8 protein-coding genes are annotated in these 12,445 nt (G+C 67.9%); 2 read left to right on the top strand and 6 right to left on the bottom strand.

The genetic code is table 11. The annotated features are described in order from the left end of the window. Positions 1 to 42 precede the first annotated feature (42 nt). A complete protein-coding gene (locus tag AC6LKD_RS19360) occupies positions 43 to 843 on the bottom strand; it encodes an AraC family transcriptional regulator (protein WP_498117145.1) in 801 nt (266 codons plus the stop codon). Positions 844 to 1,013: 170 nt separating this feature from the next. On the opposite strand from AC6LKD_RS19360, the gene AC6LKD_RS19355 reads away from it, so the two are divergent. Beyond that, positions 1,014 to 2,258, top strand: a complete 1,245-nt coding sequence (locus AC6LKD_RS19355) for an MFS transporter (RefSeq protein WP_498117144.1) — start codon at positions 1,014 to 1,016, stop codon at positions 2,256 to 2,258. 120 nt (positions 2,259 to 2,378) lie between these two features. On the opposite strand, the gene pgaD is transcribed toward AC6LKD_RS19355, so the two are convergent. Genes pgaD through pgaA form a run of 4 tightly spaced genes read right to left on the bottom strand, consistent with a single transcriptional unit; the run spans position 2,379 to position 8,684 of the window. Continuing rightward, positions 2,379 to 2,825, bottom strand: coding sequence for a poly-beta-1,6-N-acetyl-D-glucosamine biosynthesis protein PgaD (gene pgaD, locus AC6LKD_RS19350; protein ID WP_492275428.1), 447 nt, complete (start codon positions 2,823 to 2,825; stop codon positions 2,379 to 2,381). After that, the gene (gene pgaC, locus AC6LKD_RS19345; protein WP_454694132.1) at positions 2,822 to 4,162 is read right to left on the bottom strand and encodes a poly-beta-1,6-N-acetyl-D-glucosamine synthase; all 1,341 of its coding nucleotides are present in this window, start codon (positions 4,160 to 4,162) and stop codon (positions 2,822 to 2,824) included. Before pgaC ends, pgaD begins: the two co-directional genes overlap by 4 nt. Then, complete coding sequence (gene pgaB, locus AC6LKD_RS19340) at positions 4,159 to 6,192, bottom strand: poly-beta-1,6-N-acetyl-D-glucosamine N-deacetylase PgaB (RefSeq protein ID WP_498117143.1); 2,034 nt, start codon at positions 6,190 to 6,192, stop codon at positions 4,159 to 4,161. Before pgaB ends, pgaC begins: the two co-directional genes overlap by 4 nt. Before the next feature lie 20 nt (positions 6,193 to 6,212). Beyond that, complete coding sequence (gene pgaA / locus AC6LKD_RS19335; RefSeq protein WP_013392975.1) at positions 6,213 to 8,684, bottom strand: poly-beta-1,6 N-acetyl-D-glucosamine export porin PgaA; 2,472 nt, start codon at positions 8,682 to 8,684, stop codon at positions 6,213 to 6,215. A 552-nt stretch (positions 8,685 to 9,236) separates the two neighbouring features. On the opposite strand from pgaA, the gene AC6LKD_RS19330 reads away from it, so the two are divergent. Next, positions 9,237 to 10,448, top strand: a complete 1,212-nt coding sequence (locus tag AC6LKD_RS19330; RefSeq protein WP_013392976.1) for a GGDEF domain-containing protein — start codon at positions 9,237 to 9,239, stop codon at positions 10,446 to 10,448. On the opposite strand, the gene AC6LKD_RS19325 is transcribed toward AC6LKD_RS19330, so the two are convergent. Continuing rightward, on the bottom strand, positions 10,438 to 12,354 hold the full coding sequence (locus AC6LKD_RS19325) for a S9 family peptidase (RefSeq protein ID WP_498117173.1): 1,917 nt from the start codon (positions 12,352 to 12,354) through the stop codon (positions 10,438 to 10,440). The genes AC6LKD_RS19330 and AC6LKD_RS19325 overlap by 11 nt on opposite strands. Positions 12,355 to 12,445: the final 91 nt, after the last annotated feature.

The raw sequence follows: 12,445 nt of genomic DNA, 5'->3' as shown, positions 1-12,445 counted from the left end.
GACAAACGGCAAGTCCGGTTGCAAGCGTCAGCCGCTTTTCAGTCAGCTGTTCTTCAGGTAGCTCTGCGGTGGCGCGCCCAGCGCCCGGTGGAACATGGCCGAGAAGGCGCTGGCGCTGCGGTAGCCCAGGTCGGAGGCGATGCGCGCGACCGGCACGCCCTGCGATAGCCGGCACACCGCCTCGGCCAGCCGGACCTGCTGCACCCACTGCCGGTAGTTCAGCCCCAGCTCCGCCTGGAACAGGCGGATCAGCGTGCGCGCGCTGGCGCCGACTTCGTCGCCCCAGTCCTCGATGCCGCGTTGCAGCCCGGGATCGTCCAGGATCGCCGCGCAGATGGTCTGCAGGCGGCGGTCGCGCGGCCAGGGGATCTGCAGCGGCGCGACGCGCGCGGCGGCCAGCTCGGACAGGACCAGGGCGGCGATCTGCTCCGCCCGGCCGCCCAGCGGGTACTCGATGGGTTCGGCGGTCAGCGCCAGGATCAGTTCGCGCAGCAGGCCGCTGACCTCGACCACCTGGCATTGCGGCCAGTAGCCGCAGGCGGTCTCGGCTTCGAGGTAGAGCGAGCGCATGGACACGGCGCCCACCATGTCCACGCCATGCGGCACGCCCGCCGGCACCCACAGCGCGCGCAGCGGCGGCAGGGCCCAGAAGCCACTGGGCGTGGTGACGCGCATCACGCCTTCGACCGCGTAGACCAGCTGGGCGCGCGGGTGGGAATGGGTGCCCGTCCGGGTGCCGGGCGGGAATTCCTTGGCCATGGCCGTCACCGCGCGCGGCCGGTGCTGGTAGTCCTGCGGATTGACGCTGCGGGTGGGGTCGGTCAAAAGCAGTCGGGCGGGCATGCGTGTCACTTCCGGCGTAAGGATGAGAGAGGCGGCTCAAGTGCGGTTTCCGTATTTTGTCACTTAAACGACGAAAGTTGGCATATGGGATCCGGCCCGGATTCCTACACTGGCAGCAGGTCCCGGCACGGTGCCGGGCATGCCCATCCCCTTATTCGCGTCCGTCGCTCATGAATCCACCCCAGAACCCTGCCGCCGGCATCGCCGACGCCAACACGGCCCCGCCGTCAGCCGCCTCGTCGGATCCGTCCACCGCTTTCAAGGTGCTGGGCGCGATCAGCGTGGCGCACCTGATGAACGACATGATCCAGTCGATCCTGTTGGCCATCTATCCCATGCTGAAGGATTCGTTCAGCCTGTCGTTCGCGCAGATCGGCCTGATCACGCTGGTCTACCAGCTTGCGGCCTCGCTGTTGCAGCCCTTCATCGGTTTCTACACGGACCGCAATCCCAAGCCGTATTCGCTGCCGGTGGGCATGGGCTTCACCCTGGTGGGGCTGCTGCTGCTGTCGATGGCGCCGTCGTTCGGCTGGCTGCTGGTGGCCGCGGTGCTGGTGGGCACGGGTTCGTCGGTGTTCCATCCGGAATCCTCGCGGGTGGCGCGCATGGCGTCCGGCGGGCGTCACGGCCTGGCGCAGTCGCTGTTCCAGGTGGGCGGCAACGTGGGTTCGGCGCTGGGGCCGCTGTTGGCCGCGCTCTTCATCATTCCGCACGGGCAGCGCAGCGTGGCGTGGTTTTCGCTGGCGGCGCTGTTCGGCATCGTGGTGCTGACCGGCATCGGCCGCTGGTACAGCGCCAACCGCGTCCGGCTCAAGCCGCGCGCGCGGCGCGAGGGGGCCGGTCACGGGCTGTCGCGCAATCAGGTGCTGGGCGCGCTGGCGGTGCTGGGCGTGCTGGTGTTCTCCAAGTATTTCTACCTGGCCAGCCTGAACAGTTACTTCACGTTCTACCTGATCGACAAGTTCGCGTTGTCGGTACGCGAGGCGCAGCTCTACCTGTTCCTGTTCCTGGCCGCGGTGGCGGTGGGCACGGTGGTGGGCGGCCCGGTTGGCGACCGCATCGGCCGCAAGATCGTGATCTGGGTGTCGATCCTGGGCGTGGCGCCGTTCACGCTGCTTTTGCCCTACATGAACCTGTTCTGGACGGGCGTGCTGGTGGTGATCATCGGCATGGTGCTGGCCTCGGCTTTCTCGGCCATCGTGGTCTACGCGCAGGAGCTGGTGCCGGGCAAGGTGGGGATGATCGCTGGCTTGTTCTTCGGCTTCGCCTTCGGCATGGGCGGCGTGGGCGCCGCGGCGCTGGGCAAGCTGGCCGACGCGACCAGCATAGGCTACGTGTACCAGGTCTGCGCCTATCTGCCCTTGCTGGGCGTGGTGGCGATCCTGTTGCCGAATGTGGAGAAGGCGCGCCGCTGAGGGCGGGCGCCAAGTCTGGAGCAGGCGCGTCGCCGAGCATAAAGGGCGGGTGCGGCGCGGGCGCCAGACCGGGTAGCGGGAAGGCCGCGCGCGGCGCCCGCTATCCCGTAGCGGGGGGAGTCAGCCCGCCCGCAAGGCGCTCAGGTGAGGGCGGCCCATTTCGATGCCGGTGATGTCTCCGCCCGCGCCGTGGTGGATGATGCAGGTGTGCGCCGACCGCACCTGCATCAGCTGGGCCGGGCTGATCGCGAAGCTGCTTGCCACGCGGCGGTCGCCCACCGGCTTGATCGGCTTGCGGCGGTCGCGGCCGGCGAATTTGCGGTGGTTGTAGACGGCCCAGGCCACCAGCACGCCGGCGTTGATCAGCGCCAGCAGGGCATAGCCCCACAGCGTGTGCACGGTGGGCAGGAACACCGGCCACAGCGAGACATCGGGACCGCCCGCGGCGGCGCGCAGGATCGCCAGAATGCCGGCGCCGAACAGATACACGAAGGCGAACCAGCCGATGGCGGTCAGGACCAGGTCGAACAGATAGCCTGCGCGGGAACGTTGCGTGGTGATGATCATGACGTTGCGTCCGGTGATTTGATGCCCCGGTCCGGGCTGGTCCAGCGCGCGCGGCGGGCCTGCTTGCGGAGCATGACTTTGGGGAAACTGACCAGGGTGGTGAACAGGCTCACCATCCAGAAGGCCAGCGGATACCAGATGACCCAGTACAGCGAGCGGGCGAGGCCCGGCTCGTAGCGGCGGTCGATCAGGATGCTGACGACGAACTGCAGCAGGCAGACCACCGCCAGCATCATGCCGGTGAAGGCAGGCGGCATCAGGCTGGCGATCTGCATGTTGTTGGGCAGAGTGACCACCTGGCTGAGGGCCCACAGCAGCACCGACACGCCGAAGGCGAAGGCCCAGGCGGTGGACAGGCAGAACTCGGCCATCAGTGGCCACAGGCGGCGATGGCGCCAGACCCAGATGGAGCGCAGGTTTTTCAGGAAGACCTCGGCGCCGCCCTGGGCCCAACGCAGCCGCTGCTTCCACAGTCCGCGCAGGGTTTCGGGCATCAGGATCCAGCACAGGCCGCGCGGCTCGTAGAAGATCGACCAGTGGTCGCGTTGCAGCTTCCAGCTGATGTCGATGTCCTCGGTGATCATGTCCAGGCTCCAATAGCCCACGCGGTCCAGCGCCGCGCGCCGGAAGGCGGCGACCACGCCGGACACCGTGAACACCTGGCCGTAGACGCGCTGGGTGCGTTTGATCAGGCCGATGATGGACGAGAACTCGCCCACCTGGATGCGCCCGATCATGGTGGAGCGGGTGCGGATGCGCGGGTTGCCGGTTACCGCGCCCACGCGCGGATTGTCGATCAGCGGCGCCACCAGATAGGCGGCCGCGTCCGGGTCCAGCATGGCGTCGCCGTCGATGCAGACCAGGTATTCGCTGCGCGCGGCCATGGCGCCCATGCGCAGGGCCATGGCCTTGCCTTGGTTCTGCGCCAGATGCACCACGCGCAGCCGCGGATGGGCGGCGGCCATGCGGTCCAGCATCGCGGCGGTGCCGTCGCTGGAGCCGTCATTGATGGCGATGACCTCGATGTGCGGATAGTTCTGGCCCAACGCCGCCAGCAGCGTCTCTTCGCCGTTGTCGGCCTCGTTGTAGCAGGGCACCAGGATGGACACCAGCGGATTGCCGGCCAGGGCCGGCGGTTGGCTGTCCTTGCCCCATTTCCAGTGCCGCTCCCAATGCCACCAGAAATAGATGCCGCCGGCCATCCACATGCCGGACATGAACAGCGGATAGAAGAACACGAAGCCCAGCAGCGCCTCGCCGGTCAGCATCAGGGTGAAGCCGAAGGGCGCGCCAAGCACCGCGCAGAGAATCAGCAGAGCAATCAGACGGTCTATCATCGGAGGGGATACCATGCTTCGGAAATGGCGGGCCGGATGCCTTGCAGCCGGGGCTGGTCTTGCGAGAAATCGTCGGGGTAGTAGCCGAAACTGCGCGAGCCGCGCAGCTGCAGCCGCTTCATCCAGCCGGCCAGCTCGGCCGTGTCGACCGGCGTGGCCTCTGGGCGGCCGGGGCCGGTGCGCCAATCGCGCGCCTGCAGTTCGAACACGGTCTTGTCCAGCGCGCCGGGGCGCTGCGCGACGGTGTCGACCAGCCGGTCAAGCCAGGCGTTTTCCTTGCCTGCCGGCACGTTCTCCATCAGCGGCATCGCCATCGGCGCGGTCCAGTCGTAGGCGCCCAGGAAGTCGTCCAGGTTCTGCGCGAACCAGGTTTCGCTGTCGGGGTTCAGGATGGGTTCGGCGAAGATGTTGCGGGCGGTCTTGATCTGCGGACCGCGCACCGCGCGCACCCGCTGCGTCAGCTCCGCGGTGAAGTCCACCAGCGCGCGGCTCTTGTAGCGGGTCCAGCGTTGCAGGGTGCCGGGATCCGCGCGCAATTCGGCGATGCTGCCCGGCAGGCCCGCGGCGCGATAGGCGGCCAGCGCGCCGGGGCTGGCGTCCTCGAAGTCAGACAGCAGCGCATCGTCATGGAACAGGATGCCGTCGAAGATCGCGTAGCGGGACAGGTCCTCGTACAGGTCGCCGATGCGCGCACGCACGGTGGCGTCGAACGGCGACAGGCGGCGGTACTGTTCGGGATCCGGCTCTGGCTGCGCCTGGCCTTCCTGCCAGCGCGTGACGCGGGGCAGGGCGGGATCCAGGTCGAAGGACAGCACCGGCATCCAGGCGTAGACCATCACGTTGGCGCGGTTGTGCAGTTGCCAGGCGGCGCGGTTGAACAAGTCGGCGCGCATCGGCAGCCAGCGGTTGGGGAAGTAGACCGACTTCACCAGGCCGTCGCCCACGGGGTCCGAATAGGCCTGCAGGAACACCGTGTTGATCTGCATGTCCAGGATGCGCTGCACCAGCTCGCCCAGGTTGCGGTCGGTCTGCGCCGGGTCCGGGTCGTAGACGTAGTCCAGGTCCACGTGCGCCACGCGCATGAAGGGCTGGGCCTCCATGCCGACCACGCTGTTGGCGAAGGGCTTGAGCGTGGGGTCGCTGGACAGCAGCAGGCGCGGCGTGGACATCAGGCGGCCGACGCGGCCCGGACCATCCTCCAGCGTCAGCGCCAGCTGATAGCCGTGCTCGGCGGTGATGCGCAGGGTGGAGCCGCCTTCGGCGCCGTAGGGCCAGACCCACACGCGCGGCTTCTTGCCAGTGGCGCGGCGGATCTTCTCCGTGATGGCGGCGACGTCGCCGCCCATGCGGGCCTCGAACTGCGCCTCGGTCTCGTAGCGGCGGGTTTGCGCGTCATAGGCGCGGATGGCGGCGGCCGGCTCGGTATTGCCCTGCGGGTTGGCCAGCGCGCCGTAGTGCGAGGCGTTGGTGTGCGCGGCGATCTCCACCAGTCCCGAGCGCGAGATCTCGCGGATCTCGTCCCAGTTCAGGAAGCGCTTGCGGTCTTCGGGGCTGCCGCCGAAGTCGACGCGCTGGTCGGCCGGCGTATCCATCCAGATACCGACCGGCGCCAGCAGCGCGGGCCATTGGTAGGCTTTCAGGATGGGCAGCACGCGGGTATAGAAGCTGCGGTAGCCGTCGTCGAAGGACAGCAGCACGGCGCGCTCGGGCAGCGGCTTGCCGCCCTGGCGCGCGGCCAGGATCTGGTCCACGGTCACGGCCTGGTAGCCGTTGGCGCGCAGCCAGGCCAGCTGCTCCACCAGACGGTCGGTGCGCACGCTGAGAAAGCCCTGGTCGGGATCGTCGTCTTCCACGTCGTGGTAGGCCAGGGCCAGGAATTGGCCCTGGACCCAGGGCTGTTCGGCGGGGGCGAGCGGGCGCTGGTCCGGCGGCGTGTAGACCGGGATGTCCTTGGCGCAGGCAGTCAGCGCCAGGATCGCGAGCAGCAGCAGGCCGGCCAGGATCAGGCGGGTATGGGTTTTAAGCATCATGGCGTTACTCGGTTCCGGGTTCAGAAGCGGTACGTCAGGTCGAACACGATGCGCAGTTCGCGCTCGCGTTCGCCGTCGTACGGGCGGCTGGTGCCGGTGATCATGGCGCCCATGTCGAGGACGTCGTTGGCGCGGTATCGCTGGCCATAGCCCAGCGCGATGACGCCGCCGGTGCCGTAGCCTTGCTGGGTGTAGGCGCCCGCGCCCAGGGTGCCGATCTGCTCCCAGGCGGTCTCGTAGCGGCGGTACAGGGTGTGGGTCAGGCGCACGCCGGGCAGCAGCATCAGGTCCGAGCGCGGATTGAAGTACGGCACGTTGCTGTCATGACTGTTGCGCTGGGTGGACGCCTCGAACTCCAGGTCCGCCAGCAGGTGCGGCGAGGTATAGACGCGTTCGCGCCCGGCCAGGCCCAGCGCCCAGCGGTTGTTGCCGTCGCTGAAATGCGAGGGCGACAGCGCCAGCGTCCACTCGCGGCGCTCGTCGGCGCGCCAGCGCACGAAGGCCGACAGGCTGTTGGACGTGATGCCACTGGTGAGTGCGCGCAGCGGGGTTTCGCGCGACATGATTTCGCCCGAGCCGCCCACCTGCCAGTGGTCGTCCAGGTCGTAGGCGGCCGACAGGCGCACGCCCGGCTTCACGCCGTGGCCGTAGTCATGGGTGGAGACTTCGCCTTCGACCGTGAGGTCGCGGCCGCGCCATTCCACGCCGGTGCGCAGCCAGCGGTAGTTGCCGCGGCCTTCCTCGAAGTCGCCGGAGGCGTAGCCGCCGCCGCCGAAGACCCGCCAGTTGTAGTCCAGCGGAGAGGAGTACAGCACCGCGTCGATGCCGAAGTCGCCGCTGCCGGTGACCGGGCTGTCCGAGGCCAGGCCGCGGTAGCCGTTGATGCGCAGCTCGGCCTTGTTGTGCACTTCCCATTCGCGGGCCAGGCGGCGGCTGGTCAGGTTCTCGGGCGAGCGGGTGATGGTGTCTTGCGACAGCGCTTCGGCCTGGCGCCATTCTTGCAGGTCCAGGGCGGTGAAGCCCTGGCCGTTCTCCACGCCCAGGCTGCGTGGCGCCAGCGTCTCGGCCATCTTCAGCTCGGTTTCCGAGGCGCGGGGCAGCGAGCGGGCGCGGTAGACCGTGGCCAGGTCGCTGCGCAGGCCCGAGTTGTTCGGGGCGTTCCCGACCATCTCTTCGAGGCGCTGCTGGGCGGCGACGGTGTCGTTCGCCTGCAGGCGCGCAGAGGCCAGGGTCTGCCGGCTTTCCAGGTTCAGGTCGTTGGGCATGCGGGTGGCCTGGCCCTTGTAGTACAGCCAGGGGGCATAGCCTGATTCGACGCCGTCGGTGACGATTGTGGTCTCGTCGAACTGCTCGCCTTCGGCCAGCGAGTAGTAGAGGCCGGTTTCGGTCGCCAGCCGCTGTTCGGCATCGTCGCCGCGCAGCGCATCGTCGGCCGCGACCTGGCGGTAGATGTCGCGGGCGCGTTCGGGTTGGCGCAGGTACAGGTAGGCCGAGGCCACGTCGTTCAAGGCGTAGCGCGGCACCGTGACGCCTTCGGCCTGCAAGGCTTCGTATTCGCGGACCAGATCGGCCATGCGCACTCGGACGTGCAAGGCGTGCAGGCGGTCGATACGGGCGCGCAGCGCGTCGGCGCGGGCGTCCTCCTGCTGCTGCCAGGCTGGAATCAGTTCGTCGTAGCGGGCCAGGGCGCGGTCGGCCAGCACGAAACGCTCGGCTTCCGAGCGCGTGGGCATGGCCGCCAGCCGCACCTGCTGGGCCAGCGCGTCGGCCTCGAAGCCGCGCATCTGGCCGGCGTCGAACAGGTCCTGATGGCGCCGCGCCAGTTCCAGCGCCACATCTGCCATGCGGGCGCGCTGCAAGGCATGGATGTACTCGCGCAACACGTAAGGGGTGTTGGGCGCTGCGGCCAGGGCCAGGTCGGCCTGGTGCAGCGCTTCGTAGGGCTCGCCCTGGCGCGCATGGACATAGCTCAAGGCCAGCCGGGCATCGACATCGCGGGGATGCCGCTTGAGCCACTGCGCGGCCGCGGCGCGCGCCTCGGGGTAGCGGCCGGCGTCGGCCAAGGTCATGATTTCGCCGGCGCGGAAGGCGGATTGCCCGGGATGGTTGCGTGCGCCCGCCTGATAGGCGGCCAGGGCCTCGGGCCAGCGCTGCAGGTCGCGGTAGGCGCGCGCCACGGCCAGCTGGATGTCGGCGGGCAGTGGCGCGCCGTGGGGCAACTGCTCGTAGGCGGCGATGGCTTCGGCGGGCTTGCCGGCCCAGCCCGCGATGATGATGTGGTCATGGATGGCGCGGCTGCCGCCGGCCGGGCCTTGCTGGCGCAGCATGGCCAGGGCGGGCTCGTAGTCGCCAGCTCGCGCCTGCGCGATCAGCGCGTCATAGTCGTTACCGGGGGCGGCCAGGGCCAGGGCGGGAGCCAGCAAGGCGCAAGCCGCCAGCAGGCTCAGTCTTGGTCCAGCGGCACCCGGGGGTGTCGATCCTCTGTTTTGCATCTGTTTTACTTCCGCAGTTGCTACTCGGGGCGTTCCTGGTCCGGCCGGCCGAGTGCGTGCCTTTTGTCGGCGCGAGCCAAGGCGACGCGCAGCACAAAGGCGCCGGCGGCACGGGGAAGGAACACTTTTTGGTTAGGACTGCGCGGCGCCCGCTGCGGGGACCTTCGCACTCGCGCTATGGGAGTGCATGGCTAGTACGCGCCACGCCCGTAGGGCGTGATTGCGGCGCTCTTGGCGGCACCGTCAATGAACGAAATTATAAGTGTGTTAACTGTCAGGTAACTGTCAATTAGTGCAAAGGAAGGTTGCGCAGACTTCGCCTTGGCGTATTCTTCGTCGCTTGCCGCGCAATCGTCTTGGCGCGGGCAGTAAAGGTTCAGGGCGAAACGGCGTGCCGCGACGGACGGGCGCCAGATAGTGCCGGTCTGTCGCCGCGTGGGTAACAAAAAGCGTCTGGAGTGGTGGGATGTAACGCCGCCAGATGTGTGAACCCAGTGCAACAGCAATGACGAGCGACGGCGCGCGCCTGCGGGGCGTGTGCCGGCAAACACCATGACGACTTCTCTCTTCTTTCTGATGTGGGGCTTGGCCACGGCTCTGGCATTGCCATTGCTGGCGCCGTTCCGCGCCCGCGACGTGGGCGGCATCCGCGCGTTCACCACCGGCAACGCCTTGGCGGTGCTGTCGCTGCTCGCCTATGCGGCATCGCAGATCCTGCCGCCCGGCGTTTATGTGATGGCGTCGAACGCGGCCTGGGTCTGTGCGATCAGCCTGGTCTACGTGGGCGTGCGCCAGTTCTTCGGCCTGCGGCCGCTGGTGCGGCGCACGGCCGCCCTGGGCGGACTCTGCATTGTTGCGTTCGCGTTGCTGCTGTACGTGGTGGATGACTTGCGCGCGCGCATGCTGCTGTTCTCCGCCTATACCGTCGTCGCCATGGTGGCGACGGGCCTGGTGTTCTTCCGTCAGCGCAAAAGGATCCAGACGCGCGGCGTAATGCTGTACCTGATGCTGGCAAGCTTCGGCCTGGCCGCGCTGCACGCCTTGCGCGTGGTGGTCTACAGCGTTGGCGGGCAGGCGCCGTCGTCGCTGCTTGACCCGACTCCTTGGGGGTTGTTCTTCATCGTGTGCGGAACGGTGACCGTGCCTGGCCTGTTCCTGGCGCTGCTGCTGCTGATTCAGACCAGCCTGTCCGAGCGCATGGAGGCCGCGCTGACCTTCGACGGCCTGACGCGCGCCTATTCACGCCGCAGCATCATGGACGAACTGGAACGCGAGCTGCAGCGCTGCAAGCGCGCCGGCGGCAAGCTGGCGGTGCTGGTGCTGGACATCGACCACTTCAAATCCATCAACGACCGCTACGGCCATGCCTCGGGCGACGCGGCGTTGCGCCATTTTTCGCAGGTGGTGCAGCGGGCGGTGCGCGGCAGCGACCGCTTCGGCAGGCTGGGCGGCGAGGAATTCGTGCTGTTGATGTATGACTGTGATCCGGCCCGCGCGCTGGTGCAGGCCCAGCGCGTCTGCGATGCCCTGCGCGACACGCCATTCCACCTGCAAGGGCGGGAAGTGCGCATGACCACCAGCGGCGGCCTGGCTTCGTATCAGTCGGGAGACAGCGCGGACGGCATCCTGGCCCGCGCCGACGACGCGTTGTACCGCGCCAAGGAACATGGGCGCGACCGCGTGGAGATGGCCTGGATCGGCCGCCCCGCGGGCCGCGCGCAGGAGCGCGGCCCGGCGGCGCTGGAGGAGGAGGTCAGGGCTTGAGATGTTCCTTCAGGAACTTCTCCATGGCTTCGTAGAACTCGAACTTGTTCTCGTCGTTGTGAAAGCCGTGGCCCTCGTTGTCCTTGACCATGTATTCGACTTCGACGCCGCGCGCGCGCAGCGCCTTGACCATCTGGTCGCTCTCGTCCTTGTTCACCCGCGGATCCTTGGCGCCCTGGGCCACGAATAGCGGCGTCTTGATCTTGTCCGCATGCAGCGCGGGCGAGGTGGCGGCCAAACGTTCGCGGTCGCGTTCCGGGTCGCCCACCATGTCCTGCATCTTGTCCAGCATGGGCTTCCAGTACGGCGGAATGGACTTCATGAACGTGAACAGGTTGGACACCCCCACATAGTCCACCGCGGCGGCGTATAGATCAGGCGTGAACGTCACCCCGGCCAGGGTGGCGTAGCCGCCGTAGCTGGCGCCGTAGATGCCGATGCGCTTGGGATCGGCGATGCCTTGCCCGATCAGCCACTGCACGCCGTCGGTGATGTCGTCCTGCATCTTCAGGCCCCATTGGCCGAAGCTGGCTTCCCAGAAGGCGCGGCCATAGCCGGTAGAACCGCGGAAGTTCATCTGCAGCACGCAGAAGCCGCGGTTGGCCAGGAACTGCACTTCGGGGTTGTAGCCCCAGCCGTCGCGCGCCCAGGGGCCGCCGTGCGGGTTGACGATGCAAGCCAGGTTCTTCGGATCGCGGCCGGCGGGCAGCGTCAGGTAGCCGTGGACGGTCAGTCCGTCGCGGGTCTGATAGCTGATGGGCTGCACGCGCGACATGTCCGCCTCGGGAATGGCGGGGTTGATGTCGGCCAGCTTGCTCAGCGTGTCGGCGGCCGCGTCGTAGATGTAGCGCGAGCCGGGCGTGCGGTCGTTGTAGGCGGCGACGATGAACTTGTCTTCGTCGCGGTTGGAACCCTGGATGGCGAAGTCGTAGCCGCTGAGCTTGGCCGACAACTTATTGAAGAGTGTCTCGGTCTGCCCGTCGAAGAACTTGTATTGCGGCTTGTCGGTCTGGTAGGCGGCCACCGTCAGCACACGGCGCTTGCGCGAGTAGCCGGCGGAATCCAGGTCGACCGTGTCCGGGGTGAAGATTTCTTCCTCGGCATCGGGCTTGGCGGGGTCGATCACCACCAGCGACAGCTTGTCGCGGCCGCGGTTGGACAGGGCGTAGAACTTCTTGTCGTCAAAAGTGAAGAACGCCGGACTGACGCTGGTGCGGTAGTCGGTGGTGATGAGCGGGCGGAACTCGGAGGATTCGGTGTCGCGGTAGAGCAGGGTGGTGTTCAGGCCGTCGCTGGCGACGGCGGCGCGCACCTTGCCTGCGTGGTCGGTCTGCCAGCCGACGATGTTGCCGGGGTTCTGCGCAACCAATACGGCCGCGCCGGTGTGCACGTTGACGCGGTAGACGTCGAAGACTTCGGGGTTGCGCTGGTTGTGGCTGATGAGAACGTGATCGGGGTCGTCTTCCAGATCGTCTTCGATGCCGGCGCGCACGCCTTCATAAGGCGTCAGGTCGGTGATCTTGCCGGTCTTGGCGTTGACCGCCAGCACGTGGAAATTCTCGTCGCCGCCGAAGTCCTTTTGGTAGAGCACCACGTCGGCGCCTTTCCAGAAGAAGTTGCTGATGTCGCGCGCGGTTTCGCTGGTGAGCTGGCGGGGGTCGCCGACAGGCGTGCTGCCTTGCAGCGGCTGCACGTAGATGTTCATGCGGGCGGGCTTGCCGTCCACGCTGGTGGGCTGCATGAAGCCCAGCGTCCGGCCATCGTCGGCCAGGCGGAAGAAGCCCCGCTCGGGGTTGCGGAAGAAATCCTTGAGGGGATAGGCGCGCGGCGGCTGCGCGGCGCTGGCGCCCAGCGATGCGCCGATGATGCCGGCGGCCAGGACAGTGCGCTTGAGGAATGAGAACAAGGGGGACCTCCGAGGTTGCCGCGGCCGGCGCTTGGGGCCGGCCGCCAGGTGGTCCGCCGATAATGCCATAGCGGCGCGGGCGGTGTCGAAC

This window comes from Achromobacter sp. D7-1 (assembly GCF_059760445.1).
Note: the sequence above shows the minus strand (reverse complement) of the source record. Positions and strands in the feature narration are given on the sequence as shown.